The sequence below is a fragment of the Sinorhizobium glycinis genome (assembly GCF_001651865.1).
Lineage (GTDB): Bacteria > Pseudomonadota > Alphaproteobacteria > Rhizobiales > Rhizobiaceae > Sinorhizobium > Sinorhizobium glycinis.
Genome location: NZ_LPUX01000053.1, coordinates 1 through 23,492, shown reverse-complemented (window position 1 = coordinate 23,492; position 23,492 = coordinate 1). Strand labels below are relative to the sequence as shown.

The window sequence follows — 23,492 nt, the reverse complement described above, 5'->3', positions numbered from 1 at the left end:
TGACCCCGTCCCGGTAACCCGAGGCGGGGTTGTCGTTTGAGGAGATGAGCGTGAAGAGACTGGTGTCGATTTCAGCAGCCGCAACCTTCGCCGTCCTCGCATCTGCTGGCCTGTGCCGTGGCTCTCCGGTTGAGATCCGGCGCGGCGACATCGATCTGTCCTCGCCGTACATTCCCCCGGCCAGACCGAAGGTCACTGTCGAGGAGAAGCGCGCAATCAGAGACCGCATGCGCCTTGCTCAGGAGAAGCGCGATCGCAAGGCCGCGAAACTCAGGGCGCTCGTCGCCAAGGGCTCTCTGCAGGCTGTCTAGTGCCCAAGCCCAAGCCTCCTCGCGGCTGGTTCGGCCCCTGGTTCAACATAAAGCCGCAGCCCGGCAAAGTTTCATAGGGGGCGGAATTCCTCAACTTCGACAACCGACGCGAGGAACAAGGCTTTCACTCACGGCTGTAGAAGCCGCGCCGCCGCTCCGGGGCTGGTACTCCCTCATCATACGGCGCTAAGTGAGCAAGTCGGTAGAATATTCATATCGCTAAATGCGAAGTCGCCAGCGGACGGATAGAAAATAATTCCTATGGCAAAGAAGGGTAGGCCCACCGAGTACACACCTGAACTCGCGGCCAAGATCGTCGAGCGCATCGCGTCGGGTGATAGCCTTCGCAAGATATGCCGCTCGGTCGATATGCCTCACGAGAGCACGGTAAGGCTCTGGGCCACGCAGGATCGCAACGGTTTTTATACGCAATACACGCGCGCCAGAGAGGCCCAGATGGATTCTCTGGCCGAGGACCTGCTCGAAATCGCCGATGACGACAAGAACGATGTGAACCGCGCCCGCCTTCGCGTCGACACGCGCAAGTGGCTGATGAGCAAGATCGCTCCCAAGCGGTTCGGCGATCGTGTCGCCAAGGAAATCAGCGGCCCCAATGGCGGCCCTGTCCGCTTCGATGTTTCCGGGATGACGGATGAACAGCTTGCAGCCCTCGAAACCGCTCTCGGTGGAATTGCCATTGCCGCCGGCGAAGATGCTGGAGATCATCAGGGCTGAGAGGCAAAAGCGGCAAGCGCAGAGTAGCTTTGACCGGGAGCTTGAGCACACCGGCGCATCGCTCTCGTCCTTCACCAAGGCAGCCTGGCACGTTCTGGAGCCCGGGCAGCCATACAAGCACGGTTGGCATCTGGACGCGCTCAGCGAGCATCTGGAGGCCGTGACGGCGGGGCAGATACTGCGCCTGCTGATCAACATCCCTCCGGGCACGATGAAGTCGCTGTCCGTCGGCGTCATGTGGCCGGCGTGGGAGTGGGGGCCGAAGGGTCTCCCGCATATGCGCTACCTCGGGACGTCGCACAGTCTGCCGCTTGGCATTCGCGATAACCTGAAGATGAGGCGCTTGGTGACGTCGGAATGGTATCGGGAGCGCTGGGGCCGACAGGTCGAGCTCACCAGCGACCAGAACGCCAAGACGAAGTTTGAGAACACGGCGACCGGCTTTCGCGAGGCGATGGCCTTCACCGGCCTGACCGGCTCGCGCGGCGACAGGGTGCTGATCGACGATCCTCTCTCGGTCGACAATGCGAACTCGGATGCAGAGCGCGAGAACGTCAATTCGACATTCAGGGAATCGGTCCCGACGCGCCTCAACAATCCGGATCGGTCGGCAATCGTCGTCGTCATGCAGAGATTGCACGAGGATGATGTCTCGGGCCTGATCCTGGCAAATGACTTCGGTTACGAGCATCTGATGCTGCCGATGGAGTTCGAGCCGGAGCGGCGCTGTTACACCTCGATCGGGTTCGTTGATCCGCGCAAGCATGATGGGGATTTGCTTTTCCCGGAGCGTTTCCCGCGTGAGGTCGTCGAGCGCGACAAGAAGGTGATGGACGCCTATGCCGTCGCCGGTCAGTTCCAGCAGCGGCCGGCGCCTCGCGAGGGCGGTCTATTCAAGGCGGCATGGTTGAAGCCCTGCTACCTCAAAGACATTCCGACAAGGGACACGCTCTCGGTCTATGGCGGCTCCGACTATGCGGTCACGGCAAACGGCGGCGACTATACGGTGCACGGCGCGATCGGCCTCGATGCGCAGGGCCGCATGTGGCTGCTCGACCTGTGGCGCAAGCAGGCCTCTTCCGATCAGTGGATCGAAGCCTTCTGCGACATGGTCTTGCAGTGGAAGCCCAACGGCTGGGCAGAGGAAACCGGACAGATCAAATCGGGCGTTGGCCCCTTCCGAGATCGGCGGATGAGAGAGCGCAAGGCCTATGTGGTCTGCGAGGCATTCCCGACCCGAGGCGACAAGGCGATACGCGCACAGTCGATCCGCGGCCGCATGGCGCTCGACGGGCTTTATGTGCCGATCGATGCGCCTTGGTACGAGGCGTTCGTCTCGGAGTTGCTTACCTTCCCGGCCGGCAAGAACGACGACCAGGTCGATATGCTCGGTCTCATCGGTCAGTTGCTCGATCGGATGTATGCGCCGCGCGCTGAGACGCCGCAAGAGCCGAAGAAGATGCAGGATTACAGGCCTCACACAGAAACGGCTGAGGCCGGAGATTGGATGAGCTACTGATGCTGAACCATACCGGTTACGCCCAGGGGAGCGGCCCCGCCCAAGGCCCAACGTCTTCCGACGAGGGCGCCAGCCATGAGAAGCTGAAGAGGGAATATCTGGCCTACCTCGAGACCAAGAACGAGGAGATCAAGGAACAGCAGGAGGCGCGGCGCTATTACCACGGCGCGCAGTGGACCGATAAGCAGATCAAGGAGTTCAATCAGCGCCGCCAGCCGGTCGTCACCTACAATCGCATCGGCCGGAAGATCAACGCCGTCGTCGGCCTGCTGGAGCGCCAGAAACAGGACCCTCGCGGCTTCCCCCGCACGCCGAAGCATGAGGAAGGCGCCGAGATCGCCACGGCTGTGCTGCGCTATGTCTGCGACCAGCAGCGGTGGGAAGAGAAGTCGCCGATTTCCGGTCTCAATGGCGCGGTCGATGGGCTCGGCGGTGTCGAAATCATCCTCGAGGCAGGCGACCAGGGCGACAAGGAAATCGGCCTGGAGATCGTCGACCCCTCGGGCTTCTTCTATGACCCGCGCTCGCTCAAGATGGATTTCTCCGATGCCCGCTACATGGGGCAGGGGAAATGGGCTGACGTCGACACCGTGATCGAGATGTTTCCCGACAAGGAAGACTTGATCCGGGATTCGCTCGAGCGCGGCACGGAACTGACCAGCAACCCCGACAGCGACGACAAGTGGTATTCGGGCAGCGAGAACGCCAAGCGCATCCGCCTCGTCGATCATTGGTACATCAAGGGCGGGGAATGGCACTGGTGCATCTATACCGGATCGGTGAAGTTGGCCTCGGGCATCTCCTACCTTCGCGACGAGAAGGGTAAGACGGCCTGCAAATACATCATGTATTCGGCCAACGTCGATCATGAGGGCGACCGCTACGGCTTCGTGCGCAACATGCGGTCCAGCCAGGACGAGATCAACCAGCGCCGCTCCAAGGGGCTGCACACGCTCAACAGCCGGCGCCTGATCATTCCCAAGGGTTCGGGCCTGGACATCGAGAAGACGCGGCGCGAGGCGGCCCGTCCCGACGGTGTCATCGAGTTTGAAGGCAATATCGAGCCGAAGTTCGATGACAGCGCCAAGGGGCAGGAACTCAGCGGGCATCTCGCCTTCCTGCAGGATGCGAAGGATGAGATCGAGAACTACGGCTTCAACCCGGCGCTGATCGGGCAGGGCGTGCAGGACATGTCCGGCCGCGCCATCCAGTTGCAGCAGCAGGCGGGCATTGCCGAGCTGGGGCCTTATCTGCTCGCCTTCCGCGGCTGGAAGCTTCGCGTCTATCGCATGATCTGGCAGGCCGTGCAGGAGCATTGGACGTCAGAGCGCTGGATCCGCGTGACTGATGATGACGGCATGGCACAGTTCCTCGGCATCAATCAGTTGGGCATCGATCCTCGCACCGGGCAGCCGGCGCTGGTGAATGCCCTTGGCTCGCTCGACGTCGACATCATCATCGACGAAGGCCCCGACACCATCAACATGCAGGCCGACGCCTACGACACGTTGTCGATCATGGCGACTAAGGGCCAGCAGGTTCCGCCTCAGCTCCTCATCGAGCTTTCGCCGCTGGCAGGGAAGCAGAAGAAGAAGGCGCTGGACATCCTCAGCCAGGCCCAGCAGCAGGAGCCCGATCCCGTCGCAATGGCCGGCGCACAGGCCGAGATTGCCGAGAAGCAGGCGAGCGCGCAGTTGAAGCAGGCACAGGCCATGAAGGCGACCGCCGAGGCGCAGACCGTCGGCATGCCCGATGGTTCCGGCCCGTCCGAGATTGAGGTCGCCACCGCGTTCGCCGATCTCCGCAACAAGAACGCCAGCACGGCGAAGATCATGGCCGATACCCGCAAGGTAGAGGTCGAGACCGCGCTGAAGCCGATGGAAATGCGCAACCAGCAGATCGAGCAGGAGCGCAGCAGAGAAGAGCGATTTGCGTTCAAGGGCGCCGACCTTCGCCAAGCGAAGGAAAGCGCTTCTCGGCCGCAGAAGTGAGAGCCGCCATCTTCAAGGGCGATCTCGGGAGCTGATCCCGCTCATCAGCAGAGTGCCGCCGACTAGACGGGCGAAAGCCGCCGCCAGGCTCAAGGGCGATCCGTGAAACCTCCCACGACATTGGAGCAATCTCGAAATGACCGAAGGTACTGAACTGGACGAAATCATGTCCGGTGTTGGCGATGCCATGCCGGAAACCACCGATATTCAGCAGCAGCCGGAACAGACGGGCCAGCAGCGCGACGAACACGGCCGATTTGCCGCCAAGGCAGAAGAGCCCGCAGTCGTCGAGCCCGAGCAGCCCGCCGCGATCGAGCCCCATGCCGAGAATGGCAACAAGGTCCCGGTCGGCGCCGTGCAGGAAGAACGCCAGAAGCGGCAGCAAGCCCAGCAGGAAGCGGAAACGCTTCGCCGGGAACTCGCCGAACTTCGCGGCCAGGTGACGTTGCTCACCCAGCAGCGCCAACAGCCCGCACAAGCGCAGCCACAGCAGGAGCAGCAGCCGGCAACCCTCTGGGATGATCCGGACAACTACCTGAAAAGCCAGTTGACGCCTGTTCAGCAGCAGATGAACGACATGCGCGAATTCATGTCGGAAAACCTCGCTGTCCAGGCCTACGGCGCCGAGACCGTGAATGCGGCCAAGGCGGCGATCGAAGCTGCAGCGCGCACGCCGGAAGGCCAGCACGCTATCCAGCAGATGATGCAATCGCGTCATCCGTTCGATAATCTGGTGAAGTGGCACAAACGGCAGCAGACGCTTTCGCAGGTCGGCGACGACCCGCAGGCGTGGCTTCAGGCTGAACTCGAAAAGAAGATGGCCGATCCTGCGTTTCAGGCCCAGGTCATCGAACGCGCCAGAAACGGCGCTGTCCAGAACACCACTCGGTCACAGCCCAATACCAGCCTTCCGCCCTCTCTCAGCCGTATCCCGACCGGAGGCAACCAAGCCGAAGACGGGGACATGAGCGACGGCGCGCTGTTCTCCCACGCACTGCGGTAAGCCCTTAGCGGCGCCGCCCGTCTAGAAGGACCTCGACAATGGCCGTCACGACCATTCAGGACAACAACAAGCTTGTCCGCTACACGAAGGAAATCAACCGCGAGTTCGTTCGCGAAAACATGTTCTCCCCCTACATGGGGCAGGACCTCAACGCCATCATCCGCATCCGCCAGGAGTTGAAGCAGGGCGGCGAGCAGATGAATATCCCGCTCGTCACCAAGCTTCGCGGCAAGGGCAAGGGCTCCGGTACTCTCGTCGGCAACGAAGAGAAGATCGACAACTACGGCATGCGTCTCTGGCTCGATTGGGCTCGTCACGCGGTCGCCACCAAGAAGAGCGATCAGCAGAAGGATTCGGCTGACATCTTCGCCGAGGCCAAGCCGCTGCTCTCCGATTGGGGCAAGGAACTGCAGCGTGACGAACTGATCGAGGCGTTCATGGCGCTTCCGTCCGAGTCCGCCCCTGCGCTTCTCGGCTCCGACGACGGCGACCGTGTCAACGGTATCCGGTACGAACTGGCGACCGCTGCCCAGCGCAACACGTGGAATGCTTCCAACTCCGACCGCATCCTCTACGGCTCGGCCGTCGGAAACTACAACGCCACCCACGCCACCGCGCTCGGCAACATCGACACGACCGCCGACAAAGCCAGCTTTGCGCAGATCACTCTGCTGAAGCGCATGGCCAAGCTTGCGGTCCCGGCGATCAAGCCGTTCAAGACCAAAAACGGCTACGAGTATTTTGTGACCTTCGCCGGCACGAACTCGTTCCGTGACTACAAGCTCGATGCGACCATCGTCGCCATGAACAAGGACGCCCGCGCCCGCGAGGGCACCGGCATGAACAACAACCCGTTGTTCCAGGATGGCGATCTCATCGTCGATGGCATCATCATTCGCGAAGTGCCGGAAATCTCGCAGTACGTCACCGACGTCTGGACCACTCTCCTGACGGCCGGTGCATCGTCTGCACGTGTCGAGCCGGTCTTCCTCTGCGGTCAGCAGGCGGCCGTTCTCGGATGGGGCCAGATGGCAAAGCCCACCTTCCGCAAGGAAGACGATTACGGCTTCATCACCGGCACGGGCACGGAAATGGCCTATGGCATCGGCAAGATGTTCAAGAAGCATCCGATGGACGGTTCCGACCTCAAGCAGTGGGGCGTGGCGACCGGCTTCGTCGCTGCTGCAGCCGACGCCTGATGACCTCGTGGGGCGGCTCCGGTCGCCCCTTTCTCGTTTCACCAAACATGAAAGGGCACCACGATGGGCCTCAATCGCAAACTCCCGGCGCGCGATGCCGGTTATCAGAACGTGCAGTATCTCCGCAAGACGATCGGCGTTGCCGACATGGCCAAGGTCGTCAAGCTCGGCACCATCCCGGCCGGCGCGCTGATCCTCAAGCCGCAGTCGGGCGTGCAGGTCAACACCGTGTTCAACTCGGCAACCACGACCGTGCTTGACATCGGGTCGGCTGCCGACGGCGACCTCTACGCCACCGATCTCGACGTCAAGACGGCGGCGGCCTTTGTCCCGCTCGACGAGGCGGTGAGCATGGTCGTGACGGTCGACACCGAACTGACCTGCACCCTGGCGGAAACCGGCACGGCAGCCACGGCTGGCTCCGCCGTCGTCGTCATCGCCTTCCTGCCGAACAACTAAGGAGCAGGGCACATGGCAAAGGTCATCTACCATCCGGAGCGTGGCGCCCCGGATGACACCGTCCAGTTCGGTTACGAGTTCAAGGACAAGAAGCCGACCGACGTTCCGGACACCGACGATAAGGCGCTGGCGAAGTTCCGCGGCAATGCCTTCTTCAAGATCGTCGGCGAAAAGTCCGAGTAAACAGCAGGAGTCGCGGTCATGAAAACGCGTGAAGAACTCATTACCGCGACTCTGCAACTCCTGAACGCCGTTGCAGCAGGGCAGGCGCCGGAGGCAGAAGACGTCGAGACGATCGACGGTCTCGTCGACAGTGCCGTTGCCGAGCTCAATCGGCGCGACATCATCTTCTTCACCGATACGCAGGAATTCGACGATGAATTCGTGGATCCGCTCGCGACTTATCTGGCGAATATGGCGGCGCCGTCTTTCGGGCAGCCGCGCAATCCCGACAGCGTGGCGGAAGCCATAGCGCGGATGTATGCGATGCGTCCTTCAACCTACGTTTCCGGCTCCGCGCAGCAGACGGATTACTTCTGAGCCATGGCCGATATTCTCTTTCCGATCAGCACGGCGCCCGGTGCGCGCCCTGGCGAAGGCGCCGGCCGTCTGATCAACGCCTATGCCGAGAAGCTGCAGGATGGCGCCCGCGCTGGCTTTGCCCGTCGGCGCGCCCCTGGCTTGAGGCTGCTCGCTACCGCGACCGAGGTTGGCATGCGCGGCATGCACTTCCACAATGGAACCCTCTACATCGCCGTGGCAGAGCGCCTGCGCAAGGTCACGCTCTCCGGCAGCACGTACACGGTTACCGATCTCGGCGCATTGCCTGGGACGGGGCGTGTCACCTTCGCCCGCAATAACAAGTCTCCGACGCCTGATATCCTCTGCACCACGCAGAACGACACCTATGTCGTCACGTCTGGCGCTCCACCGGTAGCCCTTGGCGATGGTGACTTGCCGCAAGCGCTGACTGGCTGCTTCCTCGCAGGCTATTTCATCTGGGCCATCCGGGATGGCCGTTTCTTCTTCTCCGGGATCAACGCAACCACGGTATCGGCCCTCGACTTCGGAAAGGCTGAAAGCCGACCGGGAGGCATCCTCAACGCCGTTCCCTATGGCGAAATGCTGCTTGTCTGCGGGCCGTCGTTCCTCGAGTTCTGGCAGAACGCAGGCAATGCGACGGGCTCTCCATTCTCAAGAGCTGCGACATTCGCAGGGGTCGGGCTGGCCTCGACATTTGCCATTGCCGGCTTTGAGGAAGGTTTCAGCAACATCGTTTTCGTCGGCAATGACAACGGCGTCCATCTGCTCTCCGGAGGCTACACGCCGACGAAGATTTCCACGCCGGATCTCGATCGGCTGATCGAGGCAGTTTCCGACAAGACGCAACTGGACGTGACAGTTTCCGTCACCTCAGGTCATAGCTGGGTCGCGGTTACCGGACCGACATTCACCTGGGAATACGAGGTTAGCACGGGCCTGTGGCATGAGCGGGCCAGCTACGAAAACACGCGGTGGAGGGCTGTCTGCTCGGCACAGGCCTTCGGCGGCTGGGTGCTCGGTGATCGCACGACGGGGCGCGTCTGGATGCTTGATCCGAACGTCCACAAGGAAGGCGATGACCCGCTGATTGCGAGCTTCATTTCGCAGCCGGCAAGCGGATTCCCGAACCGTGTGGCGATTCCTCGCGCCGATTTCGACTTCATCGTCGGGCAGGGGAAGGTTTCTGGCTCGGAACCGATCGAGACTGATCCTGTCGTCCTGATTTCATGGTCGGATGACGGCGGCGCCACGTTCAAGGTTCCGGTGAGCCGCAAGCTCGGTCCGCTGTCGAAGTTTCAGACCCGCGTAACGGTCAACCGGACTGGCATGGCCGGCCCTTATGGGCGCGTCTGGCGGCTCGACCTCTCCGATCCTGTCTTCGTTTCCCTGCTGTCCGGGCAGATGGATGGCGACCCGAGGTCAAGGTAATGGCGAGCACCCTTGCAAAGCTTCCGCAACTCCCGCCACCGCAGGAGCCGCTTGTCGATCCTCGCACCGGCCGGATCACGCAGACCTGGTATCTCTACCTCCAACGCCTCGATCAGCACATTCGCGAGATCGAGGAACGCCTCGACGCCGGCGGCCTGTAAACTGGAGCATTCACGATGGGCTTTCTCGATTCTCTGACCGGCGGCAACGTCGGCAAGGCAGCGGCCGCCGCAACGAAGAAGAACCGCACCCTGATCAACAAGTTCGATCGTCAGGGTCAAGGCATCATCAATACCGGTGAGGCGCGGTCATCTGGCGCGATCAACAAGGCGATCGCCGGCTATGATCCGTACACGAGCGCGGGCCGTGACGCCACGTCGATGTATTCCAACGCCCTCGGCCTTGGTGGCGACGATGGGACGGCCGCGGCACAGGGCGCATTCCAGGCTGGCCCCGGCTATGACTTCGCCATGGATCAGGGCACGCAAGCGGCTCTGCGCGGTGCCTCGGCAGCCGGCATGCTGAACAGCGGCAACACGCTGACGGCTCTCACGCAGTACGGCCAAGGACTTGCCAATCAGGAATACGGCTCATGGCTCGATCGGCTGCAGGGGCTTTCTAGCCAAGGCCTCAGCGCCACAGGCGGCCAAGCGAGCGCCTATGGCGGCCTCTCTGATCTCTACCAGGGCACGGCCGACGACCGCCTCGGCCTCGCGAGCAACGTCGTTCAGGCCCGCATGGGCAACAACAACCAGCTCGCGCAGGTTCGTGAGCAGCAGTCTGCGGCAAAGGGCAGCTTCCTTGGCGGCCTGCTCAATATGGGCGTCGGTCTCGGTACGAAGGCATTGACGGGAGGTCTTTTCTGATGGCTCAGCTTGCAAGCCTCGTCCTGCCGAACATTGCCATTCCCGAGCGCGACTATTCCTGGCTTGGCGGCATCGCCGACACGCTCGGCGGCGCGATCGACCAGTATTCGCAGGATAAGTCCTTCGGGAAGCTCGCCGACCTGATCGGCAAACAGGGCGGCGCTGCGCCTGCCCAGCAGCAGGGCGGCTTCCTGTCGCGCCTGGCCCCTCAGCAGCAGCCGCAGAGCTTCGCGGCGCCTGTCACGCCCGTTGAGCGCGGGCAGCCTCAGGGCAGCACGTATCAGCCGTTCATCGAGACTGTTCGTAGTGGCGGGGTAACGAACCCTTATGCTCTGTCGGCAATCGCCGCCACGGGACGCGCCGAGAGCGGCTTTTCGCCGAAGAACGCCAACCGCACTTGGAGCGACCCGAGCCAGAGCGGGCAGGCGGGTACGGCCGGCGGAATCATGTCCTGGCGCAACGAACGGCTGGCGGGCCTCAACGCCTATGCGGCGAGCAAGGGCGAGCAACCGGGCAACATCTCTCCGCAGACGCAGGCTGAATTCTTCCTTCAGGAGGATCCGCAGCTGATCGCGGCGCTCAACAATGCCGGCAGCGTCGAGGAAGCCCAGAACCTCATGAACAATGCGTGGAAGTTCGCCGGATACGATCAGGCGGGTGGCGAGGCGGCCCGTCGGCGCGCGCTGGCGCAGAACTACTTCGCGCAGGAGTTCGCGAACGCGTCAGCGCCCCAGACTTCTGCCGATGCGGTGAACGCCATGGCGGCCGGTACGCTTCCGGCAGTTTCCGGTGCGCCTCTGTCTGAGGAAGCCTTCACAGACCGTTTCGGGCTTACGCCTCTCCCTGTTGACAAGGTCGAGGGCAGGGAAGCGCTTGCCGCGCGCCTCGCTGAGACCAATGCTGCCGGCGCTGCGCCTGCACCGCAGCCCGTGGCAACCCCCGCAGCATCTCCTGCAGCCTTCGCGCCGGTAGAGGTCGCAGACGTCTCGGGCGCGGTCGGCATTCCCGGTGTAGCTCCGCAGTTGGACGCGGGCCTCGGCGGCATCACCAACCAGCAGATTGCCGACCTCGTCCGTGATCGCAACACCCGCGAAGTCGGCCTCAAGCTGTGGCAGCAGAAGCTCACCGGCTCGAATGACAGCGCGTTCCACTTCCTCACCGCTCCGGATGGCACGCTGTTCCGTGCCAACAAGCAGACGGGCCAGGTCGATCCGGTCGGGAATTACGGAAAGCAGAAGGGCCAGTATCGCACGCTCACGGCCGAGGAACGAACGCAGCTTGGCATCCCCGAGACTGACCAGCGCGTTTATCAGGTCGGCCCCGAAGGCCAGATTTCTGCCGTCGGCGGGGCAGGGCAGACGATCAACGTCGGCAACGAGGTGGAAGCACGGCGCCAAGCGGCGGCGCAAGCTGGCCTCACGCCTGACGATCCGGCTTATCAGGGTTTCATCCTCACGGGCAAACTTCCGCGCGAGAACGAGCAGACGCTCACGGCGACCGACAAGAAGGCCATTCTAGAGGCCGACGAGGCGGTCATGAATGCAGAAGGCGTCATCCCGCTGCTCAACCGAGCCCTTGAATTGAACGATCAAGCCTATTCCGGTCCGTTCGCCGGGACGCGCGGCATGATCTCCGGCACGTTCGGCGCTGATGCCGGTGAGGCAACGCTTGAACTCGATAACGTCGTGACCGGTCAGGCTCTGGGCCAGCTCAAAGCCATTTTCGGCGGGGCACCGACCGAAGGCGAGCGCAAGATCCTGCTCGACATGTCCGGTTCGTCGAACCTCCCGCCTGAAGTCCGCCGCGGTATCTATCAGCGCGCCATGCAAGCGGTTCAGCGCCGCCTGCAAACCTACCGCGACCGCGCCAACGAACTGCGGGGCGGCACCTTCTACAAGCCAGAGAGCCGCTCGAACAAGGGCAACCGCACGCAATCCGGCGTGACGTGGGAGATCGTTGAATGACCGTTCTCAACATCAACGGCCGCCGCGTTCAGGTCGATGACAGCTTCAAGAGCTTGTCTCCAGAACAGCAGGCAGCGACGGTCGATGAGATCGCCAAGTCTTTCGACGCGCCGGCTGCAGCCGAACCAGAAGCAAAGGCGGCGCCGGCCGGTCGTCACCTCTCCTATGAGGAAGGCTTGCTCGAGCTGGAGAAGGAACGTCAGAACACGGGAAGCGGCAAGGCAGGCGCCTTCGGTTCCGGCTTCATTGGAGACATCCCGATCGTTGGTCCTGCTCTGCTCGGCGGTGTCGAGCGTGCGGCGGCCGGTATCTCCTCCCTGATCGATGGCGAGGACTATGCGACGAACCTCGAGCAGGGGCAGCGGACCGTCCAGGCAGCGCAGGAGGCGAACCCAGGATCTCGGCTCGCCGGTAGCGTTGCGGGAAACGTCGCGGCTTTCGGCGCCCTTGGCTCTACAGCAGCAGGCGCGCGGGCATTGGGTATCACCGGCCCGAACCTGCTTTCGCGCGCTGGCGCCTCTGCTTTGTCGAGCGGCGGCATATCTGCGGCTGATACTGCAGTACGCGGCGGCAACGCGGCAGACGTCATCAACAGCGGTGTCATCGGTGGCGCCATCGGCGGCGCTGTCCCTGTCGTCGGGGCGGGTGTTCGGGGCGTTCTCGGCGCTGTCGGTGAGAAGGTCGCTCCGGCCGCCCGTGCCGTTCTCAGGCCGGCCGAGGAAGCATCCCGACGCGTTGGCGTGGCTGTCAAGCGCGACAGGCTTGCAGGCGACGTGCTCAACTCCACAGACGAGGCTGTTGCACGCTCTACCGGCGTTCCGCTTCTGAACGTCGATCGAGGTGGAGAGACCACGCGGGCGCTTGCGCGTTCCGTCTCCAACCAAGCCCCGGAAGCGCGCCAGGTCATCACCAAAGTCGCCGACGACCGCTTCGCCACGCAGGGAAACCGTGCGGTTGACGTGATCCGCCGCGTTGCCGGCGGTTCCGTCGATGACATCGGCTATCAGGATGCCATCCGTACAGCAGCACGGCGCGCCAACAAGCCAGCCTATGACGCCGCCTATGCCAGCCCCAACGCTCAGCAAGTGTTTACGCCGCGCATCCAGCAGTTGATGCAGTCTCCGTCCTTCCGCCGCGCAATCGATACCGTGCCACGGAAGAGCGCAGATCGCGGGGCGATAACCGGAGCAAAGGAAATCCCGAACCCGTTCACGCAGAACAGCCAAGGTCAATACGTGCTGAAGCAGAAGGCAGACGGAACGCTTGTGACGCCTAGCCTTGAATTTTGGGACCATGTGCAGCGCAATCTTCGCTCCGCATCGGAAAAGGCTGCTCGCGCTGGCGATACCACGACGGCATCGGAGATCGGCGCGCTTCGGACGGCGTTGAACAACGAACTAGATACCGCTGTCCCGACCTTCAAAAATGCTCGACAGGGCGCGGCCGCCTTCTTCGGCGCTGATGACGCGGTCGAGGCTGGCAAGAAGTTCGCCGGGACGCCGCGGCTCGTGCCTGAAGCCCAAAAGGCCTACGCCAAGTTCACGCCGGCAGAAAAGGCAGCCTTCCAAACCGGCTATGCCTCCGAGCTGATCGACCGCATCAAGGCAGCCGGCGATCGAACGAACGTCATCAACTCCGTTTTCAAGTCTCAGGCATCGCGGGAATCGCTAGAGCTCGTCTTCGGGCCACAGAAGGCCAAGGCGCTTGAGGCCTATGTGAGGGTTGAGGACATCGCCGATCGGCTGCGCGGTGCCATGGGCAACTCGACCACCGCAAGGCAGCTTGTCGAGCTCGGGCTCGGCGCCGGCGGCGGCTATGCCATTTCGGGCGGTGATCTGACCGGGGCGGTAATCGGCGGTCTAGCTGTAAAGGGCGGCCGAGCTCTTCAAAGCCGAGCAGAAAATCAGGTCATGCAGGCGGTGGCCAAGATGCTGACCTCGAATGATCCGCGCGCGATTGCGAATGCAGTCACCCAGGCAGAGAAAAGCCCAGCCTTCATGAAAGCGCTTGAGCAGATCGGCGATGCTCTGGCCATTCCGTCTCGGGCAATTCCGCGCGTGCTGGGGCAAGAGCCACGTCAGCCGCTGGAAATCACCGTCACGCCTCGTCAGTGAAAGAGGCTCACAACCCAATCACCAAAGCCGAATAGGCGCTGTTCGTGGAGCCACCAGCCGAGAGGCAAGAGGATGGCGAGCGCGATCATGTTGCTGACTAAGGTGAGAATGTCGGGTTTATCGTGCATGCGCTGAAAATGCGCGCGCTTTGGTTGAATTGCAAGGCTCCCCCGGGGGGCTTTTTACATGGAGATGCCGATGTCAGGTTTCTGGCCAAGCTCGTTCACGACCATTCAGGACCTGAACGGCAAGCCGATCGTTGGGGCGAAGGCGTATTTCTACGCCGCCGGCACCACGACGCCGATCACGGTCTATCGGGATTACGGCCTGACCACGGCGCATCCGAACCCGCTCGAAACGGACGGGTATGGCCGCTTCCCGGCTGTGTTCCTCGACGAGGCGGACGAGTTCTACCGGGTGCGCGTCACGACGCCAGGCGGCTCGATCCTCTACGACAGCGATACCTTGCCGATCATCGGCCCGACCGAAGGCGGCGGCTCTCCGCCGGCACCTGTTGACCCTAACTCCCTTCTGGAGACGGGAGACATCAAGGTCAGGTACGGCGAGGGTTTCCTAGACGGCTATGTACGAGGCAACGGGCGGTCGATCGGCACGGCCACCAGCGGCGCGACGGAGCGGGCGAACTCGGACTGCCAGACGCTCTATGAATTCCTCTGGAATGCCGATCCGAACCTCGTGGTTGCTGGGGGCCGCGGCGCTTCAGCAAACGCCGACTGGTCCGCGAACAAGCCGATCGACCTTCCCGACTTCCGTGGGCGGGCGATCGTCGGCCTTGACGACATGGGCAACATAGCGGCTGGGGTGCTGACGGATGCCGATGATCTCGGCTGGAAGGGCGGCGCGCAGACGCACACGCTCAGCATCTCCGAAATGCCGGTCCACAACCACGACGCAACGTCGGACAGCAAGGCTCCGATCCTCAACGGGTTCACGGACATCGCTGGCGCCCAGACTGGCGGCGGCGGCTCTCGTGTTGCCTTGTCCGGGGGCGGAACTGACGTTCCGACCGTGGCGCATAACCACGCCATCACCGTTCAGAACAAGGGCGGCGGCGCCGCGCACAACAACATTCAGCCGTCCCTTGCCCTCACCGTCTACATTCGCCTTTAGGGGGAGACCAAGTGTTCGAAGCACGATTTGAGCAAGTCTCCAACCGCGCCGATTGGGTGCAGCCCTTCGAGATCGTCGATGACGACACCGGGGAGACCATCACGGACTTTACCGGCGTCGAGGTCACCATCGAGGTTCGCGAGCAGGGTTCATCATATGCTCGCCTCTCGGCCAGCATCGACAACGGCAAGATCACCGACCTGGGCAATGGCGTCCTTGAGTGGCAATTCCCGCGCTCCGACATGACCGGCCTTTGTTCCGGATCCTATGAGATCGGCGTGACGATCGAGCGCGACGACCTCACCACTCAATACCTCATCGGCATAGTTCCAATCGTTGACGGGATCGTTTCCATATGACCGCAGCCCTTCGCCTTCGCATGCTTCCGCGCTTCCCGGCCCGAATTGAGGGCACAGACGGGGTCAAGGTCGAGCGGGCCAGCGGATCTCCCGATCTGACCGTCAGCCTCGATTTCGAGAACCTGGGCGACATCGCGACGATTCCGGACCCGGAGCAGAACTATTTTGCGATGTATGACGCCTCGACGGGCGCCTATCACCGCATCCTTCTGCAGTCGATGATTGATGTTGCCGGCGTGGCGTTCGGCTATCCGACAATCGCCGCGGCCGAACTGGCGAACGTCCCGGTCGCCGTTCATGCGATCTATGTCTTCGGCGATGCGACCGTCGGCGACGGCGCGGGCGGCCTTTTCATCGACAGCAACAACGGCAGCGCAACGACCTTCGTGTCTGGCGACGGCCGCACTTGGTATCTCGCCGAGGATATCGGCACTGATCGCCTGGTGAGCGACAATCTGAAGACGCTCGCCGGGATGACGCTTGGCGCGGCCGGTCTCGCCATTCTCGCCGATGCGGTACAGGCAGACGTTCGCGACTATCTCGATATCCCGCCTTATGTTGCGGATCGCACGGCGTTGAAAGCGCTCGACACGACAAAGGACACGCTCGCCTTCAACAAGGAAGCGGGGCGGCAAGGTATCTTCCAGTGGACCACTGGCGACCATTCCACTCAGATCACGGCCGACACGCAGGAAGGCGTCTATATCAAGGCCGACGCGATTGCTTCGACGGCCGGCGCCTGGGTGCGTGTCGGAGATCCGACCGTCTATCATTTCGGCGGCTCGGCGGGCGCCAACAGCGCAACGGCAATTTCGGTCATGGCGGCGGTGATGGGCTTTGTCCGTTTCCCGACCGGCGCGACGAAGCTCGGCGCGAACCTGACAGTTGATGTGCCGGTTTACTTCCAAGATGCCGCGTATGTCACCGTAGACGCCACGTTCACGCTGACCATCACCAACCGCATCGAAAGCTCGCGCCAGTGGATTTTCCGCGGTGATGGTTCGATCTCGCTTGCCCACGACAGCGACAGCGGCGAAGACGCGCGCATGGTGCATGTCTCCTGGTTCGGCGCGTTCCCCACGCCGGCTGTGGGCGGCACTGACCAGGGACCGCTCATTCAGAAGGCGTGCACCGCGATGGGGAACCTTCGCGAGAGCGTCATCGAGTTCGATGTTGGCAACTATTACGTCGATTCCGGCATAACAGTAACTCGCGGGTGCTGGATCAAAGGCGCGGGAACACGTCGAACCGTCTTCAAGGTTGATGCCGACGGCTTTGACGTCTTCACAACGGATGAGACAGCTTGCCGCTTTACTGGCATCCAGTTCGAGCTCGATACGATCACCACGCGCGCAAACGCCTGGATAAGGGTTGCCCATAGCGAATGCTATATCGAGGATATTTTCTGGCAATCGGCCGCTCTCGGCATTGTCGTAGAGAATGGCGGAACCGCCTGCCGTATCAAGGACGTGACCGGCGTCTATGGGGCCGATCCGGGCGCCGGCTCGAGCATGATCCGCGTCTTGGGTGCGACGGGTGTAACGATCGATGGTGTGCGTATCCCGACGTCGAGCACTCTTGCCCCGACAGCGATGGTGCATGCCGGGGGCTCCGGGGCCAGCGCAATTTCAGGCTTGAGCGTCGAAAACACGAGTGGCGTCGGTCCATGCCTCCATGTTCATCTTCAGGCGTCGGCCGCGAACATCAGCCATGTGATCATCAACGGCGTTCGCTACAACGGCTTCGCCGGCACAGCTCCCGCCCAAGTGATCAAGCTGGAGACCGCGAGCACGTTCAGCATCGACGGGGTTTCCATCTCCGACTTCCAGATCAACTCCCACCCGACCGCAGGCATTAGCCTCGTGCAGGCTAGTTCCGGGGTGCTGGAAAACGTCACGATGTCAAATGGTGTCATCGTCGGCGCTTCCGGCAACGGCGTTGAATTCATCCGCACGGCCGGGACGCTCGGAAGCGTTCGTATCGACGGGACAGTGGACGCCAGCGAGAGAGCAACGCCGTTCTCATACTCGGGCACAGTCAGTGACATCCAAATATCGCCGCAAGCTCTTCCCAACGTCAATTCGGCGTTCTCGTATTTCTTCACCATCGCAGATGACAGTGTCGCGACAATCGATCTTCGCCGGTCCGTGTTCTCGGGCGCTGTGCATCTCACGGCCGGTTCGGCACGTCACGGCATCTTCACGATCCGGGCGGCGTCCACCCCGACCGTCAGCGCCAACCGAGTGACAGACGCGAACACCGTAGCAACCGCTGCTGTTCTGACCGGCACGACTGGCACGGATGGCAATCTGACGCTGGGTGTGCAATCCGGTGTTCTCTATATCGAGAACCGGCTAGGCTCGTCGCAGAGCGTCAGCGTCACGGTGATGGCGGCGTAATATTCCCAATCACGCAAACCAATTGATCTGGCCTGTTGCGGCGACAATCTATCCGAATTAGCCGCGCTCCAGGACAGAACCGCCACCAGAGGGCCAGCCACGCTCCCGGTGGCATGACGGTCAGATGGCTATGGCCGTCATCGTAGCAGGCGATAACGTGATACTGTAAAGGCGAGGAGGTTGCGCATTTGCCTACGACGCGAGTCAGGTCTTCCGCCGAAAAATGCTCAAGCACATCGGCAGAGCAGGTGATGTCTCCGCTGGGGATCTTATCCTTGGTGATGTCAGCTTTCCAAAAGAGAACATTTTGCGGGCGCTCTACGAACTTCGGCGACAGCGCCCAGTCGACCGCGTAGACCTTACGGACGCTCCCGGCAATGGCGCGCGAGAACTCGCCATTGCCGCAACCAACCTCGACGACAGTTTTCGGCTTGGATGAAAGGATGACCGCCTGTTCGGCAACGAGCCAATTGTTCGCCATATAACCAGCATCCTCCTCATGAAGGCGCTGGTAATAAGATGCGTCTATGCTTGAGGAAGCCTGTCGCGGACGGATCACCGTCTTTGAAACCTGGCTGGAAAGAGGGTCTTCAACCCTCCAGCCAGTCTTCATCAACAATTCTGCGAACCGAGTTTCTGACGCTATCAGTGCCTCAAGTTCTGCGGGCTGCATTGTCGGCGCGCATCTGCAGAATAATATCGATCAGTTCCTCGATCTCGATCAGCTTACCGGTGTCGGGATTCAGGTAGACGGATTGGTTGATGCATGCCACGTGAAAAAGCTCCTCCACAGTTCTCCTCTGTGTGCGTCTTTGGACCGTGCCGCGATCATCCGTCAAGCCCCATCCGGAATAGAAAGGAGCGCCGAAGGTTACTACTTCCTTTTCGCGCATCAGGCCCTCGAAGCCAACCTGGGATGAGACGGTATAGATCTTGTCGCACCGATCGATGACGGAACCGATCGTCACGTCATCCGGCAACACGGTTATCTCGTTGATATTCCTGTTCCGGTAGGAGTTCATGTTGCGCTGAATGCTGTCCGGGTGCCTCTTGAAATAGACCGGGCGCCCCGGGTTTTCCTCGACGGCCGCATCAAGCATCCGGTGGAAGCTGAAGTCATTAGCGCCGGCAAACTGGATCGATGCATCGCCCTTCTTTTGGTCGATCACAAGAACCGCGTTCGGCTCGATCTCGAATTCAGGCCCTACGACGTATTTGTTGTATTTCGTGATGCCTTCTGCGCAGATCCGGTTGATGACCGCGCGGGCGCGCCTGGATTCCTGTTCGGAAAGGACGAAGTCAGACTTGTTGAGGGTTCTCTCGATGCGAGAAGGCTGACGGGCATCGAAATAGTATCCGAGATCGTCGATCATGAAGCCTAGAGCGCGCCGCTCGTTCAATGTCGCGTCGGGGTCGAAGTACGAGGCGAAGGCACCGAACAGAGCGACTTCGGTGAAATAGAGCGGCAGATCGTAAAGATAGGCCGTGTCGACACATGACCAAAACATGTCCTGCTCGATGCGCTGAGATAGCAGGAAAACAGCATCCGGCAGGCGATCCGTGAAATAGAAGAAATTCCCCGTTTTCGTGATCGTTTTGATGTTTTCGGCGTAGCCGCCCTCCATGTCCTTCTTGTGGACGTTGGACATGATGACCGAATTCGCCGGAAGGGATTCGATCATGGCCCGGGCGCTGAATGCTGCAGGCGCGTTTGCAGACCTGCTGACGAGGATGTTTTTCAGGGTCACGCCGCGATCTGCGGGGGGCGCGGTCTGCGGTTTTTTCTTCTCGAGCGCATCAAGGCGTCGTTCGAGCTTGCCGACTGCGAGTCTCGTCTTTCGTATCCTGGTGAAGCTTACGAGGGTTGCGGGAACGATAACGGTCAGGAATCTGCCGAGGGTCATCTTCTCCGGTGCGGACTTTTTGTTGGTCTGCTTCGGTTTGCCGGAAGGGGCCTCCTCGGGCTTTTCAGGTTTCTCGATCTCGAGGGCATATGGCGTCAGGGCGAGGTAGACGAACCACTCTTCAGCGCGAGCGTGTTCGAGGGACATCCATGGCTTCCGCTTGAGAGTGTAGTGAATGATTGCTGGGTCGGATATCGCTGCTGTCGCCTCTCCCTGGTTCATGTAGTTCTCGACGCCGGCAACCTTTTCGACCCAGTCGGTCTTGAACATCGAGCCGTGAACGTTCCATTTGACCGGAACGTATTTGATCGAGCCGAAGAACAGTTCGGTGAGTATCTGCTGATCGCCGAGAACGAGTCGGTAGCGGTTGCTCTCTAGGTATCTCTCAACGAGCTCGCTGAAGCCGATCGCGCGCATCAGATCGACGTTGACCAGCAGGACGCCTGCATTCACATGCTTGGCGCTCTCAGCCAGACCGAACTTGGCATTGTATGTTCTGGAAATCGTGTCTTCGACGCCGGCAAACAGGGCCCCGTCGAAGGGGACGCTGAACAACTCATCGATCGACTTGCGAATGATCAGGTCGCTGTCGAGATAAAGCACCTTGCGCGCATCGGCCGGCAACAGCTTGTGCATCAGGAGCCGGTAATAGGTGGCGATCGAAATGCCCTCCGATGTCTTGATGTTGGCGAATAGGCGGGCATCGACGGGGATTTCGTGAAGGCTGAATTCCCGGATGGAGCGCAGCGCTTCCAGCTTGGCGCGCTCCGCTTCCGGCAACAGCTTGTCGATCAAGATGAAGACCCGGATTGGTGCGCTTCCCGAATAGTTCTTGAGGATCGACGCGAGCGTCACCGCGGTAAAACGGACGTATCGATCATCTGAGGCAAACACCAGATCAACGGTTTCCTGAACCGGCTCAATATGGCCGGCCGCTTGGATGCGTTCGAAAGCTACCGGGGCTTGCGCGAGGGACATTTACGGCTCCGAAGGAAATTTAGGGTTGCCGAGGCTTTTAACTTCGCACTGCACAAATTGAAAGACAAAGCTCATCGCCAGGTGAGGCGAAATTTCGCTACATCGTCAGGCCCCGCCCTCGCGCGGGGTTTTTCTTTACCTTCAAAGGACATCGCTATGACCTACAAGCTGCCGCTGGAATGGCTCCAGCCGGTGAAGATGTCGCGCATCATCGCGCATTGGAGCGCAGGCGCCTATCGGGCCTCCGATCTCGACAAGGAGCACTATCACTTCATCATCGAGGGATCGGGGAATGTCGTGCGAGGAGATCACACCGTCGCCGACAACGTCAGCACCGGTGATGACGACTATGCGGCCCATACTCGCGGCTGCAATACCGGCTCGATAGGCGTCTCGCTCGCCTGCATGGCCGGCGCCGTCGAGAACCCGTTCCACTCCGGCAAGTTCCCGATGACCGAACCGCAGTGGCATCGCGCCATGGATGTCATCGCGCATCTCGCCAGCTTCTACAAAATCCCGGTCACGCCGAAGACGGTCCTCTCACATGCAGAGGTGCAGGCGAATCTGGGCATCCAGCAGCGCGGCAAGTGGGATTTCACCAGGTTGCCCTTCGCGCCGACGGTCATCGGGGCGAAGGCATGCGGCGACAAAATGCGCGCCGAAGTCAAGGCCCGTCTCTAACCCCTCCCAACAACGAAGGAACTGACCATGCGTTCACTGATGATTGCATCGGTGGCGGCGCTTTCGCTCGCCTCCTGCACGACTACCGGCTCGATCGACACCGCGATCAAGGCCAGCCTGCCGAAAACCTGCGCTCTGCTTGAAACGGCTCACGCTGCATTCATCGCGGCCTCCGCCTCCGGCAACATCAAGCCGCGCACCATCGCCAAGGAGAAGGCCGCCTACGACGGTGTGCGGGTCATCTGCGCCGATCCTGGCAGCGTCACGGCGGCCAATGCGCTCGTGGTGGCTGCGACCGCCTATGCGACCGTCTCGCTCGCCCTGCGCGAAGCCAAGGCAGCGGAGTGACCGGCCATGGACGCAAGACAGAAACTCGAAAACAAGATCATCGGCGCGGTGGTGAGCGCTGTTGGCAATCCTGCCGTGCCGGCTCAACCGGGCGCAGTGTCACCGATCGTCGAGGCAGTCACCAGCAAGATACTGCCGGAGATCATCAACGCGACGAATAATGAGCCCTGGTATCGGTCGCGTGTCACGCTCGGCGCCCTGCTGGCGGCCATCTCCGGCATCCTCGGCGCCTTCGGATATGCCCTCCCGGCAGAACTGCAAGGCAACGTGATAGACCTGATCATTGCGCTCGGCCCCGTCGTCGGCGGGGCGCTGGCGCTCTATGGTCGGTGGGCAGCAAAGAAGCCGATCGGCGGATAACAGAACAGGCCGGCCCTCATCCTCGGGGGCCGGCTCTTACCGTGGCATTGCATACGAGGGCAGGGGATTGAGCACTGGAACCCAAGAGATGACAATCGAAGCCGCCGACCTCCGCTCCCGGGTGGTCTCACTGGAGCACAAGCACGCGGCCACAGAGCAGCGGCTGACCAACATGGAGCAGCGGTTTGTGCAGGCCGACATTGCGGACGCGCGGAAGGAAGAGCAGTGGAAGAACCTGCTCGAGAAATTCGGCGGCCTGGATAAGAAGCTCGACAAGATAAACGGCTATCTGGTGACCATCGTTCTGGCGATCGTGGTCGGCCTGCTCGGGGCGTTCATGACGTTCGTCACGAAAGGCGGCCTTCACATCCCATCCTGATCACCGCGCCTGCTTCCTCGCGTACTCCTCCGTCGCTGGTGCCGGCGAGAACATATAGACGAGATCGTCACACCCGATGCCGCACGAGCGATGTTCGGACGGCCGCACCCAGCGCGGGCAGCTCTGGCCTATGAGGTCGATGAAATCCCGGATCGGCATATCCGGCCCGTGCTTCTCTATCAGACGCGCGACGTTGTAGCGTCCTTTGCGGCCGCAGTGGCAGGTGAGCACCATGTGCGGCTTGGTGAACTCGGAGAGGGTTCGGAGCTTCTCGGGCATGCGGCTGATATGTTGACGACTGCCACGCGAGTCAATCCGTGTCGGGAAGTCCGGGGCGCTTATGCAACGCCCCGGATTGGTTGTGACACGCCGCATTGAAAACGTTCAATGTTCTGGAAGCCTTCCAAGCTGAATACGCGGGTTCGATTCCCGCTACCCGCTCCAGCCTTTTTCCTGCACGCGACAGCAATTGGCATTCGACTTTAGAGAAGCGTCGCATGCTGCTGATCACGTTGATTCTTTCTAAATCCGGCAGATCTATGCACGCAGGCGCGGCGAGTCTTTAAGAGAGGCCGAGACCTTGCCGTCCGGGCGGACGCAATTAAGTCTTGCGCAAATGCCGCGAAACCCTTAAACGGCTGCACAAACCGGCCCCGCCGGCTGATCAATCGTATTTGACCACAGGAAGCGTACCCATGGCAAAGAGCAAATTCGAGCGCAACAAGCCGCACGTCAACATTGGCACGATTGGCCACGTTGACCATGGCAAGACGTCGCTGACGGCAGCGATCACCAAGTATTTCGGCGAGTTCAAGGCGTAT

The 23,492-nt window shown here is 61.5% G+C and carries 25 protein-coding genes; 22 read left to right on the top strand and 3 right to left on the bottom strand.

The window, feature by feature from the left end; genetic code table 11:
• The first annotated feature begins 50 nt into the window (after positions 1-50).
• The 17 genes from AU381_RS04970 (at position 51) to AU381_RS04900 (ending at position 18,021) form a co-directional block, all read left to right on the top strand.
• Positions 51-311, top strand: coding sequence for a hypothetical protein (locus tag AU381_RS04970; protein WP_064240683.1), 261 nt, complete (start codon positions 51-53; stop codon positions 309-311).
• A gap of 261 nt (positions 312-572) precedes the next feature.
• Positions 573-1,046: a terminase small subunit-like protein gene (locus tag AU381_RS04965; protein WP_064240682.1), complete on the top strand. Its 474-nt coding sequence runs from the start codon at positions 573-575 to the stop codon at positions 1,044-1,046.
• Entirely contained in the window at positions 964-2,565 is a 1,602-nt protein-coding gene (gene terL / locus AU381_RS04960) for a phage terminase large subunit (protein ID WP_174552518.1), read from the top strand. The genes AU381_RS04965 and terL overlap by 83 nt, the downstream gene beginning before the upstream one ends.
• A complete protein-coding gene (locus tag AU381_RS04955; protein ID WP_064240680.1) occupies positions 2,565-4,556 on the top strand; it encodes a portal protein in 1,992 nt (663 codons plus the stop codon). Before terL ends, AU381_RS04955 begins: the two co-directional genes overlap by 1 nt.
• Before the next feature lie 136 nt (positions 4,557-4,692).
• Positions 4,693-5,559, top strand: a complete 867-nt coding sequence (locus tag AU381_RS04950; protein ID WP_064240679.1) for a hypothetical protein — start codon at positions 4,693-4,695, stop codon at positions 5,557-5,559.
• 38 nt (positions 5,560-5,597) lie between these two features.
• Positions 5,598-6,758, top strand: a complete 1,161-nt coding sequence (locus AU381_RS04945; RefSeq protein WP_064240678.1) for a phage capsid family protein — start codon at positions 5,598-5,600, stop codon at positions 6,756-6,758.
• A 63-nt stretch (positions 6,759-6,821) separates the two neighbouring features.
• A complete protein-coding gene (locus AU381_RS04940; RefSeq protein ID WP_064240677.1) occupies positions 6,822-7,217 on the top strand; it encodes a hypothetical protein in 396 nt (131 codons plus the stop codon).
• 12 nt (positions 7,218-7,229) lie between these two features.
• Entirely contained in the window at positions 7,230-7,400 is a 171-nt protein-coding gene (locus AU381_RS29500) for a hypothetical protein (RefSeq protein ID WP_156528542.1), read from the top strand.
• A gap of 18 nt (positions 7,401-7,418) precedes the next feature.
• Positions 7,419-7,757 carry a hypothetical protein gene (locus tag AU381_RS04935; RefSeq protein WP_064240676.1) on the top strand — a complete coding sequence of 113 codons (339 nt, stop codon included), beginning with the start codon at positions 7,419-7,421 and terminating at the stop codon, positions 7,755-7,757.
• Positions 7,758-7,760: 3 nt separating this feature from the next.
• On the top strand, positions 7,761-9,188 hold the full coding sequence (locus AU381_RS04930; protein ID WP_064240675.1) for a hypothetical protein: 1,428 nt from the start codon (positions 7,761-7,763) through the stop codon (positions 9,186-9,188).
• Positions 9,188-9,349 (top strand): hypothetical protein, encoded by a 162-nt coding sequence (locus tag AU381_RS29495; RefSeq protein ID WP_156528541.1) that lies wholly within the window; start codon positions 9,188-9,190, stop codon positions 9,347-9,349. Before AU381_RS04930 ends, AU381_RS29495 begins: the two co-directional genes overlap by 1 nt.
• Before the next feature lie 15 nt (positions 9,350-9,364).
• Entirely contained in the window at positions 9,365-10,054 is a 690-nt protein-coding gene (locus AU381_RS04925) for a hypothetical protein (protein ID WP_060563939.1), read from the top strand.
• Complete coding sequence (locus tag AU381_RS04920; RefSeq protein ID WP_060563937.1) at positions 10,054-12,018, top strand: phage tail tip lysozyme; 1,965 nt, start codon at positions 10,054-10,056, stop codon at positions 12,016-12,018. Before AU381_RS04925 ends, AU381_RS04920 begins: the two co-directional genes overlap by 1 nt.
• Complete coding sequence (locus AU381_RS04915) at positions 12,015-14,132, top strand: hypothetical protein (protein ID WP_064240674.1); 2,118 nt, start codon at positions 12,015-12,017, stop codon at positions 14,130-14,132. The genes AU381_RS04920 and AU381_RS04915 overlap by 4 nt, the downstream gene beginning before the upstream one ends.
• 198 nt (positions 14,133-14,330) lie before the next feature.
• Positions 14,331-15,263 carry a phage tail protein gene (locus tag AU381_RS04910; protein WP_060563933.1) on the top strand — a complete coding sequence of 311 codons (933 nt, stop codon included), beginning with the start codon at positions 14,331-14,333 and terminating at the stop codon, positions 15,261-15,263.
• Positions 15,264-15,274: 11 nt separating this feature from the next.
• Positions 15,275-15,622: a hypothetical protein gene (locus AU381_RS04905; RefSeq protein WP_060563931.1), complete on the top strand. Its 348-nt coding sequence runs from the start codon at positions 15,275-15,277 to the stop codon at positions 15,620-15,622.
• Positions 15,619-18,021: a hypothetical protein gene (locus AU381_RS04900; RefSeq protein WP_060563929.1), complete on the top strand. Its 2,403-nt coding sequence runs from the start codon at positions 15,619-15,621 to the stop codon at positions 18,019-18,021. The genes AU381_RS04905 and AU381_RS04900 overlap by 4 nt, the downstream gene beginning before the upstream one ends.
• On the opposite strand, the gene AU381_RS04895 is transcribed toward AU381_RS04900, so the two are convergent.
• Entirely contained in the window at positions 18,002-18,634 is a 633-nt protein-coding gene (locus AU381_RS04895; RefSeq protein ID WP_234885945.1) for a class I SAM-dependent methyltransferase, read from the bottom strand. The genes AU381_RS04900 and AU381_RS04895 overlap by 20 nt on opposite strands.
• A 40-nt stretch (positions 18,635-18,674) precedes the next feature.
• A complete protein-coding gene (locus AU381_RS04890) occupies positions 18,675-20,903 on the bottom strand; it encodes a glycosyltransferase (RefSeq protein ID WP_060563924.1) in 2,229 nt (742 codons plus the stop codon).
• Between the two features lie 156 nt (positions 20,904-21,059).
• Here AU381_RS04890 and AU381_RS04885 point away from each other — a divergent pair, with 156 nt between their 5' ends.
• The 4 genes from AU381_RS04885 to AU381_RS04870 all read left to right on the top strand — a co-directional run bounded on the left by AU381_RS04885 (position 21,060) and on the right by AU381_RS04870 (position 22,671).
• Positions 21,060-21,584 carry an N-acetylmuramoyl-L-alanine amidase gene (locus AU381_RS04885; protein ID WP_064240673.1) on the top strand — a complete coding sequence of 175 codons (525 nt, stop codon included), beginning with the start codon at positions 21,060-21,062 and terminating at the stop codon, positions 21,582-21,584.
• A 27-nt stretch (positions 21,585-21,611) separates the two neighbouring features.
• The gene (locus tag AU381_RS04880; RefSeq protein WP_037460658.1) at positions 21,612-21,932 is read left to right on the top strand and encodes a hypothetical protein; all 321 of its coding nucleotides are present in this window, start codon (positions 21,612-21,614) and stop codon (positions 21,930-21,932) included.
• Positions 21,933-21,938: 6 nt separating this feature from the next.
• Positions 21,939-22,292: a hypothetical protein gene (locus tag AU381_RS04875; protein ID WP_060563921.1), complete on the top strand. Its 354-nt coding sequence runs from the start codon at positions 21,939-21,941 to the stop codon at positions 22,290-22,292.
• Positions 22,293-22,380: 88 nt separating this feature from the next.
• Entirely contained in the window at positions 22,381-22,671 is a 291-nt protein-coding gene (locus AU381_RS04870; RefSeq protein ID WP_060563918.1) for a hypothetical protein, read from the top strand.
• Here AU381_RS04870 and AU381_RS04865 read toward each other — a convergent pair whose 3' ends face one another.
• Positions 22,672-22,950, bottom strand: a complete 279-nt coding sequence (locus AU381_RS04865; RefSeq protein WP_060563916.1) for an acetate and sugar kinases/Hsc70/actin family protein — start codon at positions 22,948-22,950, stop codon at positions 22,672-22,674.
• A gap of 416 nt (positions 22,951-23,366) precedes the next feature.
• On the opposite strand from AU381_RS04865, the gene AU381_RS28240 reads away from it, so the two are divergent.
• Positions 23,367-23,492, top strand: a 126-nt coding sequence (locus AU381_RS28240; RefSeq protein ID WP_244520023.1) for a GTP-binding protein, incomplete at its 3' end; no start/stop codon positions are given.

Excerpts from the sequence above, each read along its gene's own strand:
- AU381_RS04870 (WP_060563918.1), top strand. The coding sequence starts at position 22,381 with ATGACAATCGAAGCCGCCGACCTCCGCTCCCGGGTGGTCTCACTGGAG.
- AU381_RS04910 (WP_060563933.1), top strand. The coding sequence starts at position 14,331 with ATGTCAGGTTTCTGGCCAAGCTCGTTCACGACCATTCAGGACCTGAAC.
- AU381_RS04935 (WP_064240676.1), top strand. The coding sequence starts at position 7,419 with ATGAAAACGCGTGAAGAACTCATTACCGCGACTCTGCAACTCCTGAAC.
- AU381_RS04930 (WP_064240675.1), top strand. The coding sequence starts at position 7,761 with ATGGCCGATATTCTCTTTCCGATCAGCACGGCGCCCGGTGCGCGCCCT.
- AU381_RS04915 (WP_064240674.1), top strand. The coding sequence starts at position 12,015 with ATGACCGTTCTCAACATCAACGGCCGCCGCGTTCAGGTCGATGACAGC.
- AU381_RS04880 (WP_037460658.1), top strand. The coding sequence starts at position 21,612 with ATGCGTTCACTGATGATTGCATCGGTGGCGGCGCTTTCGCTCGCCTCC.
- terL (WP_174552518.1), top strand. The coding sequence starts at position 964 with ATGAACAGCTTGCAGCCCTCGAAACCGCTCTCGGTGGAATTGCCATTG.
- AU381_RS04865 (WP_060563916.1), bottom strand. The coding sequence starts at position 22,950 with ATGCCCGAGAAGCTCCGAACCCTCTCCGAGTTCACCAAGCCGCACATG.
- AU381_RS04920 (WP_060563937.1), top strand. The coding sequence starts at position 10,054 with ATGGCTCAGCTTGCAAGCCTCGTCCTGCCGAACATTGCCATTCCCGAG.
- AU381_RS04925 (WP_060563939.1), top strand. The coding sequence starts at position 9,365 with ATGGGCTTTCTCGATTCTCTGACCGGCGGCAACGTCGGCAAGGCAGCG.
- AU381_RS04890 (WP_060563924.1), bottom strand. The coding sequence starts at position 20,903 with ATGTCCCTCGCGCAAGCCCCGGTAGCTTTCGAACGCATCCAAGCGGCC.
- AU381_RS04940 (WP_064240677.1), top strand. The coding sequence starts at position 6,822 with ATGGGCCTCAATCGCAAACTCCCGGCGCGCGATGCCGGTTATCAGAAC.
- AU381_RS29495 (WP_156528541.1), top strand. The coding sequence starts at position 9,188 with ATGGCGAGCACCCTTGCAAAGCTTCCGCAACTCCCGCCACCGCAGGAG.
- AU381_RS04895 (WP_234885945.1), bottom strand. The coding sequence starts at position 18,634 with ATGAAGACTGGCTGGAGGGTTGAAGACCCTCTTTCCAGCCAGGTTTCA.
- AU381_RS04950 (WP_064240679.1), top strand. The coding sequence starts at position 4,693 with ATGACCGAAGGTACTGAACTGGACGAAATCATGTCCGGTGTTGGCGAT.
- AU381_RS04965 (WP_064240682.1), top strand. The coding sequence starts at position 573 with ATGGCAAAGAAGGGTAGGCCCACCGAGTACACACCTGAACTCGCGGCC.
- AU381_RS04875 (WP_060563921.1), top strand. The coding sequence starts at position 21,939 with ATGGACGCAAGACAGAAACTCGAAAACAAGATCATCGGCGCGGTGGTG.
- AU381_RS29500 (WP_156528542.1), top strand. The coding sequence starts at position 7,230 with ATGGCAAAGGTCATCTACCATCCGGAGCGTGGCGCCCCGGATGACACC.
- AU381_RS04945 (WP_064240678.1), top strand. The coding sequence starts at position 5,598 with ATGGCCGTCACGACCATTCAGGACAACAACAAGCTTGTCCGCTACACG.
- AU381_RS04885 (WP_064240673.1), top strand. The coding sequence starts at position 21,060 with ATGACCTACAAGCTGCCGCTGGAATGGCTCCAGCCGGTGAAGATGTCG.
- AU381_RS04955 (WP_064240680.1), top strand. The coding sequence starts at position 2,565 with ATGCTGAACCATACCGGTTACGCCCAGGGGAGCGGCCCCGCCCAAGGC.
- AU381_RS04900 (WP_060563929.1), top strand. The coding sequence starts at position 15,619 with ATGACCGCAGCCCTTCGCCTTCGCATGCTTCCGCGCTTCCCGGCCCGA.